Origin of the sequence: Burkholderia sp. AU31624, from assembly GCF_020420065.1 — a bacterium.
Lineage (GTDB): Bacteria > Pseudomonadota > Gammaproteobacteria > Burkholderiales > Burkholderiaceae > Burkholderia.
Window position 1 is genome coordinate 185,641 of the sequence record NZ_JAIZRT010000012.1, and the last position, 21,185, is coordinate 206,825.

Genomic DNA, 21,185 nt, shown 5'->3' on the forward strand with positions numbered 1-21,185 from the left:
CAAGGGCCGGCCCCCGCGCTTTGCCGCGCGGGCAAAGCGCGGTATGGTGTGAGCCGCGCGGCGCCCGCCATACCGTCGCGCCGCCCGTTGAAGCCAACCGTAACCGAGTTCGCGTGACCGATTTCCCCGTTTTCCACTGGACCGACGCCGACGGCGCCGATCATGCCGTGCGCTGGCGCTCCGAAGCCGGCGTGCAACCGCCGAAGCGCGCGGTGCCTGCCGACGACCGCCTCACCGCTGACGCGGCCTACCGTCTCGCCTGCGAGGGCACCGCGCTCGTCTGGCAGGGCGATTTCCAGAATGCGCGCCAGCTCGTGCAGGCGATGGCGCGCCGTGTCGAGCGCAAGCCGAAGAAGGCGAAAGCCGCGGCTGGCGTCGACGCGTTCAACCTGCATCGTCTCGCGCAGTCGCAGCGCGCCCGCACGCTCGGCATGCTGCTGATCCCGCTCGAGGCCGACTACACGATCCCGCTGCGCCGCGCGCCCGACGTGCGTGCCGCATGCGAGGAGGCATACGGGCCCGGCGGCGCGCCGTCGGTCGTGTCGCTGCGCGAACTGCTCGGCCTCGTCGGCGCGCACGAATGGCGCAAGAAAGGGGTGCCGATCCCGGCGCTCGGCGGTGCGCCGATCCACCCGCACTACGGCGTGTTCTCGCCGGTGCGCGGCGAATACGTCGAACTCGTCGCGCGCGCGCCGCTGCCGGCGACGTCGCTCGCGTTCGATATCGGCGCCGGCACCGGCGTGCTGGCGGCCGTGCTGGCGTCGCGCGGCGTCGAGCGTGTCGTCGCGACCGACCAGGATCCGCGCGCGCTCGCCTGTGCGCGCGAGAACGTCGAGCGGCTGGGTCACGCGGATCGCGTCGAAGTCGTCGAGGCGGATCTGTTTCCGGCCGGCCGTGCGCCGCTCGTGGTCTGCAACCCGCCGTGGGTGCCGGCCCGGCCGAGCGCGCCGATCGAATACGCGGTCTACGATCCGGACAGCCGCATGCTGCGCGGTTTCCTCGCGGGGCTCGCCGCGCACCTCGAGCCGGGCGGCGAAGGCTGGCTGATCCTGTCCGATTTCGCCGAGCATCTGGGCCTGCGGCCGCGCGACACGCTGCTGCAATGGATCGACGAAGCCGGCCTCGTCGTGCTCGGTCGCGACGATATCCGTCCCGCGCATCCGAAGGCGATGGACGCCGACGATCCGCTGCACGCGGCACGCCAGGCCGAGGTCACGTCGCTCTGGCGGCTCGGCGCACGAGCCTGACCGCGCATTTTCGGTAAACTGTCGCCATTCCTCACGAATTCCCGCCGCCGGGCCGTGGTCGACCGACCGTGGCCCGGCGCCGCATCACGATGTCGAACAAGACCCACGAAATCCGCCCGGAGCAGTCCGTCGAGCTGCTGAAGGAACTGCACATCCTCACCCGCGACGGGAAGCTGAACCAGGACAGCCGTCGCAAGCTGAAGCAGGTCTATCACCTGTTCCAGTTCATCGAGCCGCTGCTCGCCGGCGTGCAGGCCGAGCGTGGCAGCGTGACGCTCGTCGATCACGGCGCCGGCAAGTCGTATCTCGGCTTCATCCTGTACGACCTGTTCTTCAAGCAGCAGCCGGGGCACGGCACGCCGGCGTTCGCGTCGCACGTGTACGGGATCGAGACCCGCGAGGAGCTCGTCACGCGCTCGGCCGAGCTTGCCGCGCGGCTCGGGTTCGGCGGCATGTCGTTCCTGAACCTGTCGGTCGCCGATTCGATCACGTCGCCGAAACTGCCTGAAACGGTCGACGTCGTTACCGCGCTGCACGCGTGCGACACGGCGACCGACGACGCGATCCGCTTCGCGCTCGCGAAGCGCGCGCAACACATCGTGCTGGTGCCGTGCTGCCAGGCGGAAGTCGCGGGCGTGCTGCGCAAGAACAAGGGCAAGTCGCTCGCGAACGCGCTGACGGAAGTGTGGCGGCATCCGCTGCATACGCGCGAATTCGGCAGCCAGATCACCAACGTGCTGCGTTGCCTGCAGCTCGAAGCGCACGGCTACCAGGTCAGCGTGACCGAGCTGGTCGGCTGGGAGCATTCGATGAAGAACGAGCTGATCATCGCGCAGTACAAGAACCTGCCGCGCCGGCGGCCCGGCGAGCGGTTGAACGAGATCCTCGGGATGTTCGGGCTGGCCGAGCTGAACGCACGCTTCTTCGTGCCGGAGGCCGCGGCCGCGGGCGGCGAGGTCGTCGAACCGGCCGCCGGTTGACCTGCGCGTGGGCGGGCGCGTCGCACGTTGCACGCCGTCCGTTGCACGTCGCGTCAGACGTCGTCGCCCGGCCGGCGCATCCATTCGCGCCAGCCGTCATGGCCAAGGCGCCGCAGCGTTTCCTGATTCTTTTCGTAGATCGCGGACGCGTCCGGGAACGCGTCGACCGCGCGTGCGATGCTGTCCTCGCGCAGCAGGTGCAGGATCGGGTACGGCGCGCGGTTCGTGTAGTTCTCGATGTCGTCGGGCTCGCTGCCCTCGAACCGGTAGTCCGGATGGAAGCTCGCGATCTGCAGCACGCCGTCGAGCCGCAGTTGCCGCACCAGTCGGTCGGCAAAGAACAGCGCATCGTTGTAGTCGATGAAATCGGCGAACGCATGCGGGAAGATCACGAGCGTCGTGTCGACCTGCCGCGGGTCCGCCGCGTCGAGCGCGTGCAGTTCCGTTTCGAGTTCGGCGAGCGCGTCTTCCAGCGTCGTCGCCTCGCTGATCGCGTAGCGCACCTGTTCCTTCACATAGACGCTTTTCGCGAACGGGCACAGATTGAGCCCGATCACCGCGCGCGCGAGCCAGTGCCGCGTGGCGGCGAGGATGTCGTCGTGCGATTCGGGGCGGGTGTCGGTCATCGTGAAACCAGTCGGGCGGAAGGGCGGCGAGGGCCGCATTGTAGCGGGCGCGCCGTCACGCGCAGGCGGCCTCGATCAACTGCGTGACGAGTGCGGGCGCGACGCCGATCGGCGTTTCGCCGTGCCGGTAGGTCTGGCTTGCCGCGTAGATGCCTTCGATCACCAGCGCGAGCGAGTCGGCGAGCGCCTGCGGCTGCCGCGCGCCGGCGTCTTCGCATAGCGCGACGAGCCGCTTCATCAGCTGTTCCTTGTTCTGCGCGACGCGCTCGCGCGCCGGGTGCGACGCATCCGGGAATTCGGCCGCGACGTTGACGAACGGGCAACCGCGGTAATCCTTCTGCGTCGCGCGCTCGGCGAGATCGACGAAATACTGGATCAGCTGCGCTTTCGGCTGGCCCGGGTGCTTCGCGACGCTCGTGTTGAAGCGGTCGAAGAAGCACGCATCCATCCGCTCCAGGTACGCGAGGATCAGCTCGTCCTTCGACGAGAACTGGCGATACAGGCTCATCTTGTTGACGCCCGCGCGCTCCACGACCGCCTCGACGCCCACCGTCCGAACGCCTTCCTTGTAAAACAGCTCCTCGGCGGCGCGCAGCAGGTGCTCCTGCGCGGTGGCGCCGTCGATCGGCCGGCGCGTGCGGCGCGGCAGCGGTTTGGCGATCTCGATGCCCGACATGATGACCCTCGACTGCATATTGGATTGCTTGACATGTTACCGATTGGTCACTACGATCGCAACACACTTGTGACTGGTCGGTAACAATGCCGGCCGGATCGACAGACAAATGCCAAGCGTCGGCCCGGGTCAGCCGATGCAGTGTGCGGCGGAGGTGGCCTGGCAGGGCGGGCGGCGCGGGTGCGGAGGCACCGGAGCCGCCAACTGGAGAACGCGAAGATGAACTGGGCGGTGACACGAATCGGCGGGCGCTTCCACTACGGATGGCTCGCGGCGGCGGTGGTATTCCTGATCCTGCTGGCGGCGGCCGGCACGCGCGCGACGCCGAGCGTGCTGATGGTGCCGCTCGAGCGCGAGCTCGGCTGGAGCCGCGCGGCGATTTCGCTGGCGATCTCGGTGAACATCGCGCTGTACGGACTGACGGGCCCGTTCGCGGCCGCCGCGATGCAGCGCTTCGGGCTGCGTCCGACCATTCTCACCGCGCTCGTGACGATGAGCGCGGGCGTCGCGCTGTCGTCGATGATGACGCAGAGCTGGCAGATGGTCGTGATCTGGGGCCTGATGGTCGGCTGCTCGACGGGCGTCGTTGCGCTGACGCTGTCCGCGACCTTCGTCACGCGCTGGTTCCATGCGCGGCGCGGCCTCGTGATGGGGATCCTGACCGCGAGCACGGCCACCGGCCAGCTCGTGTTCCTGCCGATGCTCGCGGCGATCGCGCAGCGCCATGGCTGGCGGCCGGTCGTGTTGGTCGTCGCGGTCGCGGCCGCGATCGTGATTCCGCTGGTTGCATTCCTGTTGCCCGAACGGCCGGCCGACGTCCAGCTGCGCCCGTATGGCGAACCGGCCGATGCGCCGGCCGCGCCCGAGGCGGCGAAGGAGAACCCGCTCACGGTCGCGTTCCGCACGTTGCTGACGGCGAGCCGTTCGCGCGATTTCTGGCTGCTGTTCTTCAGCTTCTTCATCTGCGGCGCGAGCACCAACGGTTACGTCGGCACGCACCTGATCGCGATGTGCAGCGACTACGGGATGACGGAAGTGCAGGGCGCGTCGCTGCTTGCGGCAATGGGCGTGTTCGACCTGTTCGGCACGACGCTGTCGGGCTGGCTGTCCGACCGCTACGACAATCGCATGCTGTTGTTCTGGTACTACGGGCTGCGCGGGCTGTCGCTGATCTACCTGCCGCACGCGTTCGGGATCGATTTCTTCGGGCTGCCGCTGTTCGCGATGTTCTACGGGCTCGACTGGATCGCGACCGTGCCGCCGACCGTGCGCCTCGCGACCGACGTGTTCGGCAAGGCCGCGGCGCCCGTCGTGTTCGGCTGGATCGTCGCCGGCCACCAGCTCGGCGCGGCGTTCGCGGCGCTCGGCGCTGGGCTGCTGCGCGCCAGCCTCGGCACCTACACGATCGCGTCGATGATCTCGGGCGGCCTGTGCATCGTCGGCGCGCTGATCGTGCTGCGGATCAACCGCGGCCCGTCGCGCGCAGCCGCGCAGGCGGCCTGAGCGCGGCAATCCGATGGCCCGGCCGGCCGCGCGGCGGTCGGCCGGGCAATGCACGCCCGGAGATTTGCATAGCGCGGGAGGATCGGGCGCGCATCGGCTCAAGCGGGTATGCTTTCGGTTCGCGAGGCGTTCGCGCCCCTTCATCGATGTCAGCGAGGAACCGCATGTCCGTCAAACCTGCTCCCACCACTGTTTCGATTCACGATCTGATCGCGGGCCGCTGGAGCCCGCGCGCGTATTCGGATGAAGCCGTCAGCGCCGGCGATCTGCACGCGGTGCTCGAAGCCGCCCGCTGGGCGCCGTCCGCGTACAACGCGCAGCCGTGGCGCTTCATCGTATTCGACCGCACGCAGGACGAAGACGCGTTCAAACGCGCGTTCGCGACGCTGGTGCCGTTCAACCAGGGCTGGAATGCGCCGGCGCCCGTGCTGATCGCGGTGACCGCGCACACGCTCACGCCGAAGGGTGAGCCGGCCCCCACCGCGCTGTACGACGCGGGTGCCGCCGCGATGTCGCTGGTGCTGCAGGCGCACGCACTGGGCCTGGCCGCCCACCAGATGAGCGGCTTCGACGCGAAGGCGTTCCGCGATGCATTCGCGATTCCGGCCGACGTCGCGATTCCGGCGATCATCTCGCTCGGTCACTACGGCAACGTCGACAAGCTCGATCCGGTGCTGCGCGATCGCGAGAAGGCGCCGCGCACGCGCCATGCGATCGGCGAGGTCGTCTATGCGGGCGCATGGAAGAAGGGTTTCGACGCGGCAGCCTGACCTGCGTGGCGGACGGGCTGCGTCGCGCATCCCGCCCGCATCGCTCTCCAGCGCGCCAGGTTGCGCGCCCCCGCCTCCCGGGCCCGTTGCGCGGGACTGGTGGCCGGCCCCGGTTGTGATCCCGCGGGCTTCATGTTAAAAAGCCCGTCCTTTCCGTTTTCGCGCCGGCCCTGCTGCGGCAACTTCCCATGACTTACTGCGCGATCGATTTCGGCACGTCCAATTCCGCCGTGGCGCTGCCCGACGGCGACGGCATGCGCCTCGCGCCCGTCGAGGGCGACCACCTGACCCTGCCCACCGCGATCTTCTTCAACAACGACGAAGAGACGGTCGAATACGGCCGTGCGGCGCTGGCTTCCTATATCGACGGTTTCGACGGCCGGCTGATGCGCTCGATGAAGAGCATCCTCGGCTCGCCGCTCGCGGAAACGACGACCGATCTCGGCGACGGCAGCGCGATCGCGTACACCGAAATCATCGCGCGCTTCCTGACGCACCTGAAGCGCAAGGCCGAAGCCCGCGCGGGCGCGCCGATCGGCCGTGCGGTGCTCGGCCGGCCGGTGTTCTTCGTCGACGACGATCCGCGCGCCGACCGCCTCGCCCAGGATCAGCTCGAGGCCGCCGCGCGATCGGTCGGCTTTGCGGACGTGCAATTCCAGTACGAACCGATCGCGGCCGCGTTCGACTACGAGTCGCGCCAGCAGGCGGAGCGCCTCGTGCTCGTCGCCGACATCGGCGGCGGCACGTCCGACTTCTCGCTGGTGCGCGTCGGGCCCGAACGGATGGCGCGGCTCGAGCGCAAGGACGACGTGCTGGCCCACCACGGCGTGCACGTCGCGGGCACCGATTACGACCGGCGTGTCGAGCTGGCGGCGATCCTGCCCGCATTCGGCTACCGTTCGCTCGACCCCGAAGGGCGCGAGCTGCCGAACAAGATCTACTTCGATCTCGCCACCTGGCACCTGATCAACACGGTCTACACGCCGAAGCGGCTCGGCGAGCTGAAGCTGATGAAGCACCTGTACCGGGACGTGCAGCAGTACGACCGGCTCACGAGTGTGGTCGAGCAGCGGCTCGGGCATGCGCTGATGGCGCGTGCGGAAGAAGCGAAGATCGGCGTCGCGGCGGGCGGGGAGACGATGATCGACCTGAACGACGTGGAAGAGGATCTGCAGATCGCATTCGATGCCGACCGGCTCGTCGACGCGAGCCGCGACGACACCGCACGCATCGTCGACGCCGCGCGCGAGACGGTGCGGTTGGCGGGCGTGGCGCCGCGCGATGTCGGCGCCCTGTATTTCACCGGCGGCTCGACGGGGCTCGCGTTCCTGTCGGGCGCGCTCGCGGGCGCATTCCCGGATGCACAGCCGGTATTCGGCGACCGCCTCGCGAGTGTCGCGACGGGCCTCGGCATTCACGCGCAGCGATTGTTCGGCTGAATGCGGGCGGCTGAAAGGCCGCGATGCCGGTCGACCGGCGCCGAAAAACAAAAAGCCCCGCCGAAGCGGGGCTTTTTTTCACGAATTATCGCGCCAAGCTTAGACCGGACGGATGTTCGCAGCTTGCAGACCCTTCGGGCCCGTCTTCACTTCGAATTCAACCTTCTGGTTTTCTTGCAGCGTCTTGAAGCCTTCGACGCGGATTTCCGAGAAGTGCGCGAACAGATCGTCGCCGCCGCCTTCCGGGGTGATGAAGCCGAAGCCCTTTGCGTCATTGAACCACTTGACGGTACCGGTTGCCATGTTACTTGTTCCTAAAAAGATAAAACGGGGCCGAGGCCCATGGGGTGCGGAAAATCAAGGAAGGGGTAATAGGACCAACCGGAGTACCGTTGATGGGCGAACTACGAAAGAACCAATTCACTCGCCACTTGAAATCCTGCGAAGTCCTTTATACGGCTTATCCAGCGCGTGGTCAACCGTATTTCCATGGACTCAGGGTTATTGCGGAGATGAGGTTTACAAAGCTTGCAAACGATGCGAATTTTTTGTAGGGGCCGAACGATTTTGGCGCCACGTTTGAGGTGCAACCGTTAAACTACGCGCCGCGTGGACGGGTTGCCCCGATCGGGTGACACGCCCCCCCAAAATTGCGTGCGCGGTGCTGTCCGAGCCGATCCCGGACCGCGAGCCGACCATGCTTTTTGAGACACAGGAGAGGATGTGAAGAGTTCTATTCAACGGAACATCGGCCCGTTTGCATTGATGCTGACGGGGCTGGGTTCGATTATCGGCTCGGGCTGGCTGTTCGGCGCCTGGAAGGCCGCGAAGATTGCCGGTCCGGCGGCGATCTGCGCTTGGATCATCGGCGCTGTCGTGATTCTCGCCATTGCACTGACTTACGCGGAATTGGGCGCGATGTTCCCCGAGTCGGGCGGCATGGTGCGCTACGCGCGCTACTCGCACGGTTCGCTGGTCGGTTTCATCAGTGCGTGGGCGAACTGGATCGCGATCGTATCCGTGATCCCGATCGAGGCCGAAGCGTCGATCCAGTACATGAGCACGTGGCCGTATCCTTGGGCGCACGCACTGTTCGTGAACGGCGAATTACAGACGCTCGGCCTGCTGTTGTCGGCCGTACTGGTCGTCATCTACTTCATGCTGAACTACTGGGGCGTCAAGGCCTTTGCGCGGGCGAACACCGCGATCACGATCTTCAAGTTCCTGATCCCCGGCCTCACGATCCTGGGCCTGATGCTGACGAGCTTCCATGCGGAGAACCTCGGCACGGCATCGAATGCAAGCTTCGCGCCGTACGGCTGGTCGGCGGTGCTGACCGCGGTCGCGACGAGCGGTATCGTGTTCGCGTTCAACGGCTTCCAGAGCCCGGTGAACCTGGCCGGTGAAGCGCGCAACCCGTCGCGCAGCGTGCCGTTCGCGGTGATCACGTCGATCCTGCTCGCGCTCGTGATCTACGTGCTGCTGCAGATGGCGTATATCGGCTCGGTGAATCCGGCCGACGTCGCGAAGGGCTGGGCGCACTTCAACTTCTCGTCGCCGTTCGCGGAACTCGCGATCGCGCTGAACCTGAACTGGCTCGCGATCCTGCTGTATGTCGACGCGTTCATCAGCCCGAGCGGCACTGGTACGACCTACATGGCGACGACCACCCGCATGATCTACGCGATGGAGCGCAACAACACGATGCCGAAGATGTTCGGCAACGTGCACCCGATCTACGGCGTGCCGCGCCAGGCGATGTGGTTCAACCTGCTCGTGTCGTTCATCTTCCTGTTCTTCTTCCGCGGCTGGAGCTCGCTCGCGGCAGTGATCTCGGTGGCGACGGTGATTTCGTACCTGACCGGCCCGATCAGCCTGATGGCGCTGCGCCGTTCGGCGACCGACATCGAGCGTCCGCTGTCGATTCCGCTGATGAAGTTGATCGCACCGTTCGCATTCGTCTGCGCGTCGCTGATCCTGTACTGGGCGAAGTGGCCGCTGACGGGCGAAATCATCCTGCTGATGATCGTCGCGCTGCCGGTGTACTTCTACTTCCAGGCGAAGTCGGGCTGGACCGGCTGGGGTGACGACCTGAAGGCCGCCTGGTGGCTGGTCGCGTACCTGCCGACGATGGCCGTGCTGTCGCTGATCGGCAGCAAGGAGTTCGGCGGCCACGGCGTGCTGCCGTACGGCTGGGACATGGTGGTCGTCGCGGCGATCTCGCTGGTGTTCTACTTCTGGGGCGTAAATACCGGCTACCGGACCAAGTATCTCGACGAGCGCGAGTCGCACGACGAGATCCTCGAAGGGGTCGGTGCCTGACGCGTGACCTGCCGCCGGATCCGGCGGCGGCAGCAAGCAGCGTAAAAAAACCCGCCCGAGCGATGCTCGGGCGGGTTTTTTGTTGGGCGGTCGGCGGCTGCCGCGCGGCCGCTCAGGCGGTTGTGCCGGCGAACACGTAGTTCGTCATCGCGAGCACGCGCTGGTACGTGCCGAGCGACTGGATGCCGAGCTGGTAGTCGTCGTCCGCCGCGCCGAGTGCCGTGAACACCGGCAGCAGATGCTCGTCGGTCGGATGCATCAGCGCCGCGTGCGGCGCCTGCCGGCGGTAGTCGAGCAGCGCGTCGACGTCACGCGCGGCCAGCTTCGCCTCGAACCAGTCGGTGAACTCCGTGACGCGCGGGTCCGCATCCTCCGGTGCCGCACCGAAATCGGCGGCGCGCAGGTTGTGCGTGATCTGGCCGGAGCCGATCACCATCACGCCCTCGTCGCGCAGCGGTCGCAGCGCGCGGCCGAGCGCGAAGTGGTGGGCGGCATCCGCGCGCGGCTGGATCGACAGCTGCGCCACCGGCACGTCGGCTTCCGGGAACATCAGCAGCATCGGCACCCACGCGCCGTGGTCGAGGCCGTGCTCGGTCGTCGCGGTCTCGATGCCGGCCGCATTCAGCAGCCCGGCCGCGCGCTCGGCGACGTCGGGCGCGCCGGGCGCCGGGTAGCGGATGTCGTACAGCGCCTGCGGAAAGCCGTAGAAATCGTGGATCGTTTCCGGATGCGCGGCGATGCTGGAAACGGGCCGCTGCGTGCCCCAGTGCGCGGACAGCATGAGCACTGCGCGCGGGCGCGGCAATTCGGCCGCCAGGTGCGTGAACGCGCCGGACGGCAGCGTCGGGTCGATCGGCAGCGTCGGGGCGCCGTGGGACAGGTAGAGCGAAGGCAAGCGGTTCATGGTGGTGGCCTGCAAGGGGATTTGCCTGTGACTATAGGCGCGCACCGGATATTGATAAATCTGCGATCGGGAATTTGATTGACGCTTGTTTGTTGATAATCCGGGCGCGGCGCCGTGCGCTTCACGGCAGCTGGACGCCGTATGCGCGAAATTGAACGAATTTCAGTGAAAATCGGCGAGGATGTGCGACGAACGGACCGTGGGGTGCTCGCTTACTGCGCGTGCCGGATACCGGCCCACGGCGTCGTCAGTGGTGCGCTGAGCGCGAACAGGTCGAGCACGCGCGTGACGGTCTGGTCGACGAGTTCCTCGATCGTCTTCGGCATCGCGTAGAACGCGGGCAGTGGCGGGAAGACGATGCCGCCCATTTCGGTGACGGCCGTCATGTTGCGCAGATGCGCGAGGTTGAACGGCGTTTCGCGCACCATCAGCACGAGGCGGCGGCGTTCCTTCAGCGTGACGTCGGCTGCGCGCGTGATCAGGTTGTCGGACAGCCCGTGCGCGACGCTCGCGAGCGTCTTCATCGAGCAGGGCGCGATCACCATGCCGTCGGTCGCGAACGACCCCGATGCGATCGTCGCGCCGACGTCGCGCACCGAATGCACGACGTCCGCACGGCTTTCGACATCGGCCTTCGACAGCTTCAGTTCGTGCTGGATGTTGAGCCAGCCGGCGTTCGAAATCAGCAGGTGCGTTTCGACGCCGCCGGCGGCGCGCAGCAGGTCGAGCAGCCGTACGCCGTAGATCGCGCCGGTGGCGCCGGTGATCGCGACGATCAGCCGGCGTGGCGGCGCGCTGGGAGAGGCCATCGAAAGGAGGGGCGTATTACGCGGCGGCGAACAGTTGCTGCAGTTCGCCCGACTGGTACATCTCCATCATGATGTCCGAGCCGCCGATGAATTCGCCCTTCACATAGAGCTGCGGGATGGTCGGCCAGTTCGAGAATGCCTTGATGCCCTGGCGGATCTCGTCGTCTTCGAGGACGTTGACCGTCTTGAACTGGTCGACGCCGCAGGCTTTCAGCACCTGGATGGCGCGGCCCGAAAAGCCGCACATCGGGAATTGCGCGTTGCCCTTCATGAAGAGCACGACCTGGTTTTCGTCGACGATTTGCTTGATACGTTGTTGGGTGTCCATGACTGACCTTGCGTTTGCGGGGCGTTAGATCGAAATGATAGCGGATTTCAACCGGGCGGGCCGGGCATCAGCCCGGCAGGCGGCCGCCTGTCGTGCGTTCGATGGCGGCCAGATCGGCAAGCGATTCGACCGCGACGAAGCCGTGGGAGGCGAGCACCGCGCGCACGGCCTCGGCCTGGTCGTAGCCATGCTCGATCCAGAGCGTGCCGCCCGGTTTCAGATAAGAGCCGGCGCCCGCGACGATCGTGCGGATCGCACTGAGGCCGTCGGCATCGTCGGTGAGTGCGCCGCGCGGCTCGAAACGCAGGTCGCCCTGCTCGAGGTGCGGATCGTGCTGCGCGATGTAAGGCGGGTTGCTGACGATCGTGTCGAATGCGAGTGCCGGATCGAGTGCCGTGTACCAGTCGCTCTGCAGCCAGTGCAGCGGGCCGCCGGGGCGGCGCGCGTCGAGAAGCTTGCCGGCGTTGCGTTGTGCGACCTCGAGGGCGGTCGGCGAACGGTCGAGCGCCCACACGCGCGCATCGGGACGCTCGGCGGCGATCGAGACGGCGATTGCGCCGCTGCCCGTGCCGAGATCGAGCACGGCCGGATGCGGCAGCCCGTCGATCGCATCGAGTGCGGCTTCGACGAGCAGTTCGGTTTCAGGGCGTGGAATCAGCACGTCGGGCGTCACGTCGAACGGCCGGCCGAAGAATTCGCGCATCCCGACGAGCTGCGCGACCGGCTCGCCGGCCAGGCGGCGCGCCTCGAGCGCGCGATAGCGTTCGACCGCGGCCATGTCGAGCGGCGCGTCGCCGCGCGTGATCAATTGCGTGCGGGTCCAGCCGAGCGCGTGCGCGAGCAACACGCGCGCATCGACCGCGTCGAGCGGCGACGCGCGCAGCAGTTCGTCGGCGGTGGTGTCGGGCATTGCGGTCTCAGTCGGCATCGCCGAGCGACGCGAGCAGTTCGGCCTGGTGTTCGCTGACCAGCGCGCTGATCAGTTCGTCGAGGTCGCCGTCCATGAGTGCTTCGAGCCGGTACAGCGTCAGGTTGATCCGGTGGTCGGTCATCCGGCCCTGCGGGAAGTTGTACGTGCGGATCCGCTCCGAGCGGTCACCGGAGCCGATCAGGCTCTTGCGCGTCGCGGCTTCCTTCGCGTGCTGCTCGTGATACTGCTTGTCCTTGATGCGCGCGGCGAGCACCTTCAGCGCGCGATCCTTGTTCTTGTGCTGCGAGCGGTCGTCCTGGCACTCGACGACGATTCCGGTCGGAATGTGCGTGACGCGCACCGCCGAATCGGTCTTGTTGATGTGCTGGCCGCCCGCGCCGGACGCGCGGAACGTGTCGATCCGCAGATCGGCCGGATTGATCTCGACCTCGCCGATTTCGTCGGCTTCCGGCATCACCGCGACCGTGCACGCGGACGTGTGGATGCGCCCCTGCGTTTCGGTGGCCGGCACGCGCTGCACGCGATGGCCGCCCGATTCGAACTTCAGGCGCGAATACGCGCCCTGGCCCGCGATCCGCACGATCACTTCCTTGTAGCCGCCGAGATCCGACGCGCTCTCCGACATCATTTCGACCTGCCAGCGCTGGCGTTCCGCGAAGCGCAGGTACATGCGCAGCAGGTCGCCCGCGAACAGCGCCGATTCGTCGCCGCCCGTGCCCGCACGGATTTCGAGGAAGATGTTGCGGTCGTCGTTCGGATCCTTCGGCAGCAGCATCTTCTGCAGCTCGGTCTCGAGGCGGGTCATGCGCTCGCGTGCGCTGCGGATTTCGTCTTCCGCGAAGTCGCGCATCGACAGATCGCCGAGCAGTTCCTGTGCAGCCGTCTCGTCGCTGCGCGACTGGCGCCACAGCGCGTACTGTTCGACCACCGGGCCGAGTTCCGCATGTTCACGCGTGAGCTTGCGGTACTGGTCGAGGTCGGCCGTGACGTTTTCGCGGCTCAGCAGGTCGTTCAGTTCGGCCAGCCGTGTGGACAGCTGGTCGAGCTTGCGTTGCATGCTCGTTTTCATGGTGTGGAGCGGCGCTCCCGGGCAAGGGGTATTCGGAAAGGATAGGCCGGCGCGCGGCCGGCGGCAGGGCGATTGGCGGCGCTAGTGGCCGGACTGGTCGTTCGAGCGCGGGGCGTGCTGGTAGAAGCCGCGCATCAGGTCGATCAGCGAATCGCGATCGGCGCCGTTCACGCGGTTGAGCGCGCTCGTCGGGCCGTGGATCAGCTTGTTGGTCAGCGCTTGCGACAGCGCTTCGAGCACGGCGGCCGGATCGTCGCCGCGCGCGAGCAGCTTCTGCGCCTTGTCGACTTCGGCCCGGCGCAGTGCGTCGGCCTGCGTATGCATGTGACGGATCACCGGCACGACGCTGCGCGTGTCGAGCCATTGCATGAAATTCTGCACGCGCGTTTCGATGATCGTTTCGGCCTGCGCGACCGCGGCCTGGCGCGATGCATTGCCTTCGCGCACGATCGCGCCGAGATCGTCGACGGTGTAGAGGAACACGTCCTTCAGCTTGCCGACTTCAGGCTCGATGTCGCGCGGCACCGCGAGGTCGACCATGAAGATCGGCCGGTGGCGGCGCGCCTTCACCGCGCGCTCGACTGCGCCGAGGCCGATGATCGGCAGCGTCGACGCCGTGCACGACACGATGATGTCGAACTCGTGCATGCGGGTCGGCAGATCCGCGAGCGGCATCGCACGGCCGTTGAAGCGTTCGGCGAGCCGCTGGCCGCGTTCGGCCGTGCGGTTCGCGACGACGAGTTCGCGCGGGCCTTGCGCGGCGAAGTGCGTCGCGCACAGCTCGATCATTTCGCCAGCGCCGATGAACAGCACGCGCTGATCCGACACCTTTTCGAAGATCCGTTGCGCGAGGCGCACCGCGGCGGCGGCCATCGACACCGACTGCGTGCCGATTTCGGTCGTGCCGCGCACTTCCTTCGCCACCGCGAATGTGCGCTGGAACAGCTGGTTCAGATAGGTGCCGAGTGCGCCGGCTTCCGTCGCGGTACGGACGGCGTCCTTCATCTGGCCCAGAATCTGCGTTTCGCCGAGCACCATCGAATCGAGGCCGGAGGCGACCCGAAATGCGTGCCGGACCGCTTCCGACTGCGGCAGCGCGTAGACGTGCGGCGCGAGTTCGTCGACCGGGATCCGGTGATACTCCGACAGCCAGCGGATCGCACCTTCGCGTGCCGCACGATCGTCGGTCGCGCAGTACAGCTCGGTGCGGTTGCAGGTGGAGAGGATCGCCGCTTCGGGCGTATTGGGCGCCTGGGGGCCGAGAAACACGTTCTTGAACGTGACGAGAGCCGGCTTGATCTGCTCGAGCGGAAACGCCACGCGTTCGCGCAAGGCGACAGGCGCAGTGTGGTGATTGATTCCGATCGTGAGGAGTTGCATATCGAGGGCTATCGTTTAGCCCCATATTATAGCGTTTCAGCGATTTCCTCACTCGCTGCATACCGGGCATCGGCGTGGCGGGGCCGGGAATTTGGGGGCTCGATCGGCACGCGGTCGAGCTGATAGCCGTAGCCGTAGAGCGGCAGCAGCCGGTAGCCGCGCTCCGGAAGCAGCCGTAGTTTGCTGCGCAGCCGGGACGCATGGGTATCGAGCGTGCGCGACTTCATGTCGCGGCGGCGCGCCCACACCGTTTCGAGGATATGGGCGCGCGACACCGGCCGCGACAGGTTCGTGAACAGCAACTGCGCGAACCGGAACTCCTTCGGCGTGAGTGAAACGATTGCGTCGTCGAAGCGAACGAGGCAATGCGTGGCGTCGAAAACGTATTCGCCATACATTTCGCGCGAGCGGTTGGGCGGCCGGCGGACGCCGGCGCGCCGGCTCAGCGCGTTCACGCGCGCGAGCAGCTCGGGCCCGCTCACGGGGCGTACGAGGCAATCGTCGGCGCCCGCGTGCAGGCACGATACGATTTCGCTTTCGCGCGGCAGCAGCATCACGGCGATGGCCGGCAGCCCCGGCAGGACCGTCTGCGCACGCGGGATGACTTCCTCGGCCGGCTGGTCGCCGGCCCAGTGGCCGGTGATCAGCATGTCGCACGTGTTGTCGGTGGCGAGCCACTCGAACAACGCCGCGCTGGACGGAAACGCGTGGCACACATGACCGCCCGCAAAGAGCAGGCGGTTCAGGAGCGCGGCATGGCGCGCGTCCGGATCGATCAGAGCGATTCGCATGAGAATTTCTTCAATACGGCAGCCGGCGCGCGCTTGCCATAACGTCGAGTCGGCCCCTACACTCGAATGTTGGCGGCACCCGGCTGGTCTCGGGTTCGATGGATGAATCGATGCTAGCCGCTGGCAACGTTCACGCCTATGGGACGAATCTGAATTTATAGAAGGCGTCGAATGAACTGGTTTGGAATCCTTGTCCTGGGAGCGGCCGTCGGGCTGTTCGGCCGATGGCTGCATCCGATGCGGCGCACGGGCCGGCCGGCATGGTGGATCGCGGTGCTCGCCGGCATCGTCGGCGCGGGCGCGGCCCGCATGGCCGGCAATCTCTCGGGACTGTTTTACGATGGCGAGACGCTCGAATGGCCGGTCTGCACCGGTGTCGCGTTCCTCGTCGTAGCCGTGACGGTTACGCTGTCGGCCCGTCGCTGAATGTTCTCAGGTGAAATCATGAATGCCCGTCTTCCCGAAGTCTCGCCGGTGCCGGCCCGCCTCGCGCTGCTGCGTGGCGCCATGGCCCGCGAGGACCTGGCCGCCTATCTCGTGCCGTCCGCCGATCCCCATCTGTCCGAGTATCTGCCGGAGCGCTGGCAGGCCCGCCGCTGGCTGTCCGGCTTCACGGGCTCGGTCGGCACGCTGGTCGTGACCGCGGATTTCGCGGGGCTATGGGTCGACAGCCGCTACTGGGTGCAGGCCGATGCCGAACTGGCGGGCACGGGCGTGCAACTGATGAAGATGACGGGTGGGCAGCAGAGCGCGCCGCACGTCGACTGGCTCGCGCAGAACGTGGCGGCCGGTGCGACGGTCGGCGTCGACGGCGCCGTGCTGGGCGTCGCGGCCGCACGCGGGCTGACGGGTGCGCTGAATGCGCGTGGCATCGCGCTGCGCACCGATCTCGACCTGCTCGACGCGATCTGGCCCGAGCGGCCGGGGCTGCCCGGCGACGCGGTGTTCGAGCACACGGCGCCGCAGGCCGACACGACGCGCGCGAGCAAGCTGGCCGAAGTGCGCCGCGCGATGTGCGCGCAGGGTGCGCAATGGCATTTCGTCTCGACGCTCGACGATCTCGCATGGCTGTTCAACCTGCGCGGCGCCGACGTCAACTTCAATCCCGTATTCGTTGCGCACGCAATGATCGGCGCCGATCGCGCGACGTTGTTCGTCGCCGACGGCAAGGTGTCGCCGGCGCTGACCGCGTCGCTCGCGAAGGATGGTGTCGACGTTCGTGCCTACGACGCCGCGCGCGCCGCGCTCGCGTCGCTGCCGGACGGCGCGACGCTGCTGATCGACCCCCGCCGCGTGACGTTCGGCACGCTCGAGGCCGTGCCGGCCGGCGTGAAGCTCGTCGAGGCCGTGAATCCGTCGACGTTCGCGAAGTCGCGCAAGACGTCCGCCGAGATCGAGCACGTGCGCGTGACGATGGAACACGACGGCGCCGCGCTCGCGGAGTTCTTCGCGTGGTTCGAGCAGGCGGTGAACCGCGAGACGATCACCGAGCTGACGATCGAGGAAAAGCTCACGGCCGCCCGCGCCCGGCGCCCCGGCTATGTGTCGGCAAGCTTCGCGACGATTGCGGGCTTCAACGCGAATGGCGCAATGCCGCACTACCACGCGACGCCGGCGTCGCACGCGACGATCGCCGGCGACGGCCTGCTGCTGATCGATTCGGGCGGCCAGTACGTGACGGGCACGACCGACATCACGCGTGTCGTGCCGGTCGGCACCGTCAGCGACCTGCAGCGGCGCGATTTCACGATCGTGCTGAAGTCGATGATGGCGCTGTCGCGTGCCCGCTTCCCGCGCGGCATCCGCTCGCCGATGCTCGACGCGATCGCGCGCGCACCGATGTGGGCGGCCGGGCTCGACTACGGCCACGGCACGGGGCATGGCGTCGGCTACTTCCTGAACGTGCACGAAGGCCCGCAGGTGATCTCGCACTACGCGCCGGCCGAGCCGCACACGGCGATGGAAGAGGGCATGATCACGTCGATCGAGCCGGGCGTCTACCGTCCCGGCCAGTGGGGCATCCGGATCGAGAACCTGGTCGTGAACCGCGCGGCCGGGCAAACGGAATTCGGCGATTTCCTCGCATTCGAGACGCTGACGCTGTGCCCGATCGACACGCGCTGCGTGCTGATCGAGATGCTGCACGACGACGAGCGCGCATGGCTGAACACGTATCACGCGACGGTGCGCGAGCGTGTCGGCCGGCACCTGAGCGGCGATGCGAAGGCGTGGCTCGTCGCGCGCACGCAGCCGATCTGACACAACACGCGATAACGGCCGGACAACGGCCGAACGACACAACCGAGGGCAGGCAATGGCGGACACCGCAGTGATCGTGGTCGACATGCAGCGCGGGCTGGTGGAGCGGGCGCGGCCCGCTTACCGGCTCGACGACGTGGTATCGGGCATCAACCGGCTGACGGCGGCGGCGCGTGCGGCGAACGCGCCCGTGTGCTTCGTGCAGCACGACGGCGATGCGGACGACGACATCGTGCCCGGCACGCCGGGCTGGGAGCTGCATGCGGGGCTGGTCGTCGGGAACGACGACTGGCGTGTGCGCAAGCAGGTGAGCGATTCGTTTCACGACACGCCGCTCGCGGCGCAGCTCGACCGCCACGGCGTCCGTTCGGTGCTGATCTGCGGTTATGCGACCGAGTTCTGCGTCGATTCGGCCGCACGCCGCGCGGCGCTGCTTGGCTACCGGACGACGGTCGTGTCCGATCTGCACACGACGAACGAGCGCACGCACCTGTCGGCTGCGCAGATCGTCGCGCACCATCACTTCGTATGGCAAAACAATTCGCTGTCGGGCAACCCGGTGACGCCGCGGCCGCTCGCGGACGTCCTTTCGACGGAGTTCGCATGACGATCAAGGCCGTGGTGTTCGATTTCGGCGGCGTGCTGATCGACTGGAGCCCGGAGTACCTTTACCGGGAGCTGATTCCCGACGACGCGGAGCGTCGCTGGTTCCTCACGCACGTGTGCGCGATGGACTGGGTGATCCGTCAGGACGGCGGGCAGACGATCGAAGAGGGGACGGCCGAGCTCGTTGCGAAGTTTCCGGAGCACGAGGCGCTGATCCGCGCGTTCTACGCGCGCTGGCACGAGATGATCGGCGGTGTGCTCGAAGAGGGCGCCGCGCTCGTCGATCGACTTGAAGCGCAAGGGATGCCGCTTTTCGGCCTGACGAACTGGTCCGCGCAGACGTTTCCGTATGCGTGGGACAACTTCCCGGTGCTGCGGCGTTTCAAGGAGATCGTCGTGTCGGGTCGTGTGAAGCTCGTGAAGCCCGATCCGGCAATCTACCGCGAGATGCATGCGCGGATCGAACCGCACCTGCCGGGCATCGCGCCGCACGAACTCGTATTCATCGACGACAACGCGAAGAACGCCGCGGCCGCGACGGCGCTCGGCTGGCACGGCATTCATCACACGAGTGCGGCGACGACCGAGGCGCGGCTGCGCGAACTGGGCGCGCTCGCGTAAGCGGCGGGCGAGCAGCCTGCCATCGGATAGAAAAAGCGGGCCAGCGGCCCGCTTTTTTGTTGTGACGTGACCCGTCCTGAAGCGGCCGCCCTCGGCGACGGCCCCGCGTTGCCGCGGCGCCGGGCACCCGGGTCGTGCCGGTCAGCGGCTGATCGGCTTGTAGCGCAGACGCTTCGGCTTCGCGGCTTCCTCGCCGAGGCGTGCACGCTTGTCGGCTTCGTATTCCTGGTAGTTGCCGTCGAAGAACGTGACCTGCGAATCGCCTTCGAACGCGAGGATGTGCGTCGCGATCCGGTCGAGGAACCAGCGATCGTGCGAGATCACCATCACCGAGCCCGCGAATTCGAGCAGCGCGTCTTCCAGCGCGCGCAGCGTTTCGACGTCGAGGTCGTTCGACGGTTCGTCCAGCAGCAGCACGTTGCCGCCCGAGATCAGCGTCTTCGCGAGGTGCAGACGGCCGCGTTCACCGCCGGACAGGTTGCCGACGATCTTCTGCTGGTCGCCGCCCTTGAAGTTGAAGCGGCCGATGTACGCACGCGACGGCGTTTCGTACTTGCCCACCGTCAGCACGTCGGCGCCGCCCGAGATTTCCTCGAATACCGTCTTCGTGCCGTCGAGCGCGTCGCGGCTCTGATCGACGTACGCGAGCTTCACCGTCGGCCCCATCACGACTTCGCCCGAATCCGGCTGTTCCTTGCCGGTCAGCATCTTGAACAGCGTCGACTTGCCGGCGCCGTTCGGGCCGATGATGCCGACGATCGCGCCGGCCGGGATCTTGAAGCTCAGATTGTCGATCAGCAGGCGGTCGCCGAACGACTTGCTGACGTTCTTGAACTCGATCACTTCATTGCCGAGGCGTTCGCCGGCCGGAATGAAGATTTCCTGCGTTTCGTTGCGCTTCTGGTATTCCTGGCTGCTCAGCTCCTCGAAGCGCGCGATACGGGCCTTCGACTTCGCCTGGCGGCCCTTCGGGTTCTGGCGCACCCACTCCAGTTCCTTCTTGATCGCCTTCTGGCGCGCCGATTCCGACGCTTCTTCCTGCTTCAGGCGCTCTTCCTTCTGGTCGAGCCAGCTGCTGTAGTTGCCCTTCCACGGAATGCCGTGGCCGCGGTCGAGTTCGAGAATCCACTCGGCCGCGTTGTCGAGGAAGTAGCGATCGTGGGTGACCGCGACGACGGTGCCCGGGAAGCGCACCAGGAACTGCTCGAGCCAGTCGACCGATTCCGCGTCGAGGTGGTTGGTCGGTTCGTCGAGCAGCAGCATGTCGGGTTTTTCGAGCAGCAGCTTGCACAGCGCGACGCGGCGCTTTTCACCGCCCGACAGGTGTTCGATCCTGGCGTCCCACGACGGCAGGCGCAGTGCGTCGGCGGCCACTTCGAGCTGCTGCTCGGGGCTGCCGCCGTCGCTCGACGCGAGGATCGCCTCGTACTTCGCCTGCTCGGCTGCGAGCGCGTCGAAGTCGGCGTCCGGCTCCGCGTACGCCGCGTAGATTTCCTCGAGCTTCTTGTTGGCCTGGAACAGGTCGCCAAGGCCTTCCTCGACGGCTTCGCGCACCGTCTTCGTCGGGTCGAGCTGCGGTTCCTGCGGCAGGTAGCCGATGTTCAGGTTCGGCATCGGCGTGGCTTCGCCTTCGATGTCCTTGTCGACGCCCGCCATGATGCGGATCAGTGTCGACTTGCCCGAGCCGTTCAGGCCGAGCACGCCGATCTTCGCGCCGGGAAAGAACGACAGCGAGATGTCCTTCAGGATCTGGCGCTTGGGCGGCACGATCTTGCCGACCCGGTTCATCGTGAAAACGTATTGGGCCATTTCGGTGTGAAAGTCAGAAGTGGTTGAGACTGCCGCGCAGCGCGCGGGCGTGGCGGCGTCGGGTGATTCGGTACGGAGCGTGCCGCGCAGGGCGCGGCGGCGTCGCCGCATGTGG

The 21,185-nt window shown here is 67.0% G+C and carries 21 protein-coding genes; 10 read left to right on the plus strand and 11 right to left on the minus strand.

Features of this window, described 5'->3' with window-relative positions:
- Positions 1-113 precede the first annotated feature (113 nt).
- Together LGM89_RS34100 and LGM89_RS34105 are read left to right on the plus strand one after the other, a co-directional pair.
- Positions 114-1,247 carry a methyltransferase gene (locus LGM89_RS34100; RefSeq protein WP_226275375.1) on the plus strand — a complete coding sequence of 378 codons (1,134 nt, stop codon included), beginning with the start codon at positions 114-116 and terminating at the stop codon, positions 1,245-1,247.
- 89 nt (positions 1,248-1,336) lie between these two features.
- Positions 1,337-2,227 (plus strand): class I SAM-dependent methyltransferase, encoded by an 891-nt coding sequence (locus LGM89_RS34105; RefSeq protein ID WP_089424408.1) that lies wholly within the window; start codon positions 1,337-1,339, stop codon positions 2,225-2,227.
- 53 nt (positions 2,228-2,280) lie between these two features.
- On the opposite strand, the gene LGM89_RS34110 is transcribed toward LGM89_RS34105, so the two are convergent.
- Entirely contained in the window at positions 2,281-2,853 is a 573-nt protein-coding gene (locus LGM89_RS34110; protein ID WP_226275377.1) for a DUF1415 domain-containing protein, read from the minus strand.
- A gap of 55 nt (positions 2,854-2,908) precedes the next feature.
- Positions 2,909-3,529, minus strand: a complete 621-nt coding sequence (locus tag LGM89_RS34115; RefSeq protein WP_069247011.1) for a TetR/AcrR family transcriptional regulator — start codon at positions 3,527-3,529, stop codon at positions 2,909-2,911.
- 219 nt (positions 3,530-3,748) lie between these two features.
- Between LGM89_RS34115 and LGM89_RS34120 the strand changes: the two genes are divergently transcribed.
- From LGM89_RS34120 to LGM89_RS34130, 3 genes are all read left to right on the plus strand, one after another.
- On the plus strand, positions 3,749-5,032 hold the full coding sequence (locus tag LGM89_RS34120; protein ID WP_226275378.1) for an MFS transporter: 1,284 nt from the start codon (positions 3,749-3,751) through the stop codon (positions 5,030-5,032).
- A 164-nt stretch (positions 5,033-5,196) separates the two neighbouring features.
- Positions 5,197-5,802, plus strand: a complete 606-nt coding sequence (locus tag LGM89_RS34125) for a nitroreductase family protein (protein ID WP_089439116.1) — start codon at positions 5,197-5,199, stop codon at positions 5,800-5,802.
- 188 nt (positions 5,803-5,990) lie between these two features.
- Positions 5,991-7,241, plus strand: coding sequence for an Hsp70 family protein (locus LGM89_RS34130; RefSeq protein ID WP_089424376.1), 1,251 nt, complete (start codon positions 5,991-5,993; stop codon positions 7,239-7,241).
- Positions 7,242-7,340: 99 nt separating this feature from the next.
- Here the strand turns inward: LGM89_RS34130 and LGM89_RS34135 are convergent, their stop codons facing one another.
- Positions 7,341-7,544 (minus strand): cold-shock protein, encoded by a 204-nt coding sequence (locus tag LGM89_RS34135; protein ID WP_006477070.1) that lies wholly within the window; start codon positions 7,542-7,544, stop codon positions 7,341-7,343.
- 420 nt (positions 7,545-7,964) lie between these two features.
- Between LGM89_RS34135 and LGM89_RS34140 the strand changes: the two genes are divergently transcribed.
- The gene (locus LGM89_RS34140) at positions 7,965-9,563 is read left to right on the plus strand and encodes an APC family permease (protein ID WP_089472067.1); all 1,599 of its coding nucleotides are present in this window, start codon (positions 7,965-7,967) and stop codon (positions 9,561-9,563) included.
- Between the two features lie 112 nt (positions 9,564-9,675).
- On the opposite strand, the gene LGM89_RS34145 is transcribed toward LGM89_RS34140, so the two are convergent.
- From LGM89_RS34145 to LGM89_RS34175, 7 genes are all read right to left on the minus strand, one after another.
- A complete protein-coding gene (locus tag LGM89_RS34145) occupies positions 9,676-10,467 on the minus strand; it encodes a DODA-type extradiol aromatic ring-opening family dioxygenase (RefSeq protein ID WP_226275380.1) in 792 nt (263 codons plus the stop codon).
- Between the two features lie 212 nt (positions 10,468-10,679).
- Entirely contained in the window at positions 10,680-11,276 is a 597-nt protein-coding gene (locus LGM89_RS34150; protein WP_048251007.1) for a UbiX family flavin prenyltransferase, read from the minus strand.
- Between the two features lie 16 nt (positions 11,277-11,292).
- Positions 11,293-11,604: a Grx4 family monothiol glutaredoxin gene (grxD, locus tag LGM89_RS34155; RefSeq protein ID WP_011350791.1), complete on the minus strand. Its 312-nt coding sequence runs from the start codon at positions 11,602-11,604 to the stop codon at positions 11,293-11,295.
- Between the two features lie 67 nt (positions 11,605-11,671).
- Positions 11,672-12,514, minus strand: coding sequence for a peptide chain release factor N(5)-glutamine methyltransferase (gene prmC, locus LGM89_RS34160; protein ID WP_089494010.1), 843 nt, complete (start codon positions 12,512-12,514; stop codon positions 11,672-11,674).
- 7 nt (positions 12,515-12,521) lie between these two features.
- On the minus strand, positions 12,522-13,604 hold the full coding sequence (gene prfA / locus LGM89_RS34165) for a peptide chain release factor 1 (protein ID WP_089430537.1): 1,083 nt from the start codon (positions 13,602-13,604) through the stop codon (positions 12,522-12,524).
- Positions 13,605-13,685: 81 nt separating this feature from the next.
- Complete coding sequence (gene hemA, locus LGM89_RS34170; protein ID WP_089424380.1) at positions 13,686-14,984, minus strand: glutamyl-tRNA reductase; 1,299 nt, start codon at positions 14,982-14,984, stop codon at positions 13,686-13,688.
- A 26-nt stretch (positions 14,985-15,010) separates the two neighbouring features.
- Entirely contained in the window at positions 15,011-15,775 is a 765-nt protein-coding gene (locus LGM89_RS34175) for a response regulator transcription factor (RefSeq protein WP_089494011.1), read from the minus strand.
- A gap of 171 nt (positions 15,776-15,946) precedes the next feature.
- Here LGM89_RS34175 and LGM89_RS34180 point away from each other — a divergent pair, with 171 nt between their 5' ends.
- Genes LGM89_RS34180 through LGM89_RS34195 form a run of 4 tightly spaced genes read left to right on the plus strand, consistent with a single transcriptional unit; the run spans position 15,947 to position 19,261 of the window.
- Positions 15,947-16,201 carry a hypothetical protein gene (locus tag LGM89_RS34180; RefSeq protein ID WP_039352130.1) on the plus strand — a complete coding sequence of 85 codons (255 nt, stop codon included), beginning with the start codon at positions 15,947-15,949 and terminating at the stop codon, positions 16,199-16,201.
- An 18-nt stretch (positions 16,202-16,219) separates the two neighbouring features.
- Complete coding sequence (locus tag LGM89_RS34185) at positions 16,220-18,034, plus strand: aminopeptidase P family protein (RefSeq protein ID WP_226275382.1); 1,815 nt, start codon at positions 16,220-16,222, stop codon at positions 18,032-18,034.
- 55 nt (positions 18,035-18,089) lie between these two features.
- Entirely contained in the window at positions 18,090-18,641 is a 552-nt protein-coding gene (locus LGM89_RS34190) for a cysteine hydrolase family protein (RefSeq protein WP_226275384.1), read from the plus strand.
- Complete coding sequence (locus LGM89_RS34195; protein ID WP_089494014.1) at positions 18,638-19,261, plus strand: HAD family hydrolase; 624 nt, start codon at positions 18,638-18,640, stop codon at positions 19,259-19,261. The genes LGM89_RS34190 and LGM89_RS34195 overlap by 4 nt, the downstream gene beginning before the upstream one ends.
- A gap of 141 nt (positions 19,262-19,402) precedes the next feature.
- Here the strand turns inward: LGM89_RS34195 and ettA are convergent, their stop codons facing one another.
- Positions 19,403-21,070 carry an energy-dependent translational throttle protein EttA gene (gene ettA, locus LGM89_RS34200; protein ID WP_089472072.1) on the minus strand — a complete coding sequence of 556 codons (1,668 nt, stop codon included), beginning with the start codon at positions 21,068-21,070 and terminating at the stop codon, positions 19,403-19,405.
- Positions 21,071-21,185: the final 115 nt, after the last annotated feature.

Coding starts and splice junctions, on each gene's coding strand:
- LGM89_RS34105 (WP_089424408.1), top strand. CDS start 1,337: ATGTCGAACAAGACCCACGAAATCCGCCCGGAGCAGTCCGTCGAGCTG.
- LGM89_RS34110 (WP_226275377.1), bottom strand. CDS start 2,853: ATGACCGACACCCGCCCCGAATCGCACGACGACATCCTCGCCGCCACG.
- LGM89_RS34115 (WP_069247011.1), bottom strand. CDS start 3,529: ATGTCGGGCATCGAGATCGCCAAACCGCTGCCGCGCCGCACGCGCCGG.
- LGM89_RS34120 (WP_226275378.1), top strand. CDS start 3,749: ATGAACTGGGCGGTGACACGAATCGGCGGGCGCTTCCACTACGGATGG.
- LGM89_RS34125 (WP_089439116.1), top strand. CDS start 5,197: ATGTCCGTCAAACCTGCTCCCACCACTGTTTCGATTCACGATCTGATC.
- LGM89_RS34130 (WP_089424376.1), top strand. CDS start 5,991: ATGACTTACTGCGCGATCGATTTCGGCACGTCCAATTCCGCCGTGGCG.
- LGM89_RS34135 (WP_006477070.1), bottom strand. CDS start 7,544: ATGGCAACCGGTACCGTCAAGTGGTTCAATGACGCAAAGGGCTTCGGC.
- LGM89_RS34145 (WP_226275380.1), bottom strand. CDS start 10,467: ATGAACCGCTTGCCTTCGCTCTACCTGTCCCACGGCGCCCCGACGCTG.
- LGM89_RS34150 (WP_048251007.1), bottom strand. CDS start 11,276: ATGGCCTCTCCCAGCGCGCCGCCACGCCGGCTGATCGTCGCGATCACC.
- grxD (WP_011350791.1), bottom strand. CDS start 11,604: ATGGACACCCAACAACGTATCAAGCAAATCGTCGACGAAAACCAGGTC.
- prmC (WP_089494010.1), bottom strand. CDS start 12,514: ATGCCCGACACCACCGCCGACGAACTGCTGCGCGCGTCGCCGCTCGAC.
- prfA (WP_089430537.1), bottom strand. CDS start 13,604: ATGAAAACGAGCATGCAACGCAAGCTCGACCAGCTGTCCACACGGCTG.
- hemA (WP_089424380.1), bottom strand. CDS start 14,984: ATGCAACTCCTCACGATCGGAATCAATCACCACACTGCGCCTGTCGCC.
- LGM89_RS34175 (WP_089494011.1), bottom strand. CDS start 15,775: ATGCGAATCGCTCTGATCGATCCGGACGCGCGCCATGCCGCGCTCCTG.
- LGM89_RS34180 (WP_039352130.1), top strand. CDS start 15,947: ATGAACTGGTTTGGAATCCTTGTCCTGGGAGCGGCCGTCGGGCTGTTC.
- LGM89_RS34185 (WP_226275382.1), top strand. CDS start 16,220: ATGAATGCCCGTCTTCCCGAAGTCTCGCCGGTGCCGGCCCGCCTCGCG.
- LGM89_RS34190 (WP_226275384.1), top strand. CDS start 18,090: ATGGCGGACACCGCAGTGATCGTGGTCGACATGCAGCGCGGGCTGGTG.
- LGM89_RS34195 (WP_089494014.1), top strand. CDS start 18,638: ATGACGATCAAGGCCGTGGTGTTCGATTTCGGCGGCGTGCTGATCGAC.
- ettA (WP_089472072.1), bottom strand. CDS start 21,070: ATGGCCCAATACGTTTTCACGATGAACCGGGTCGGCAAGATCGTGCCG.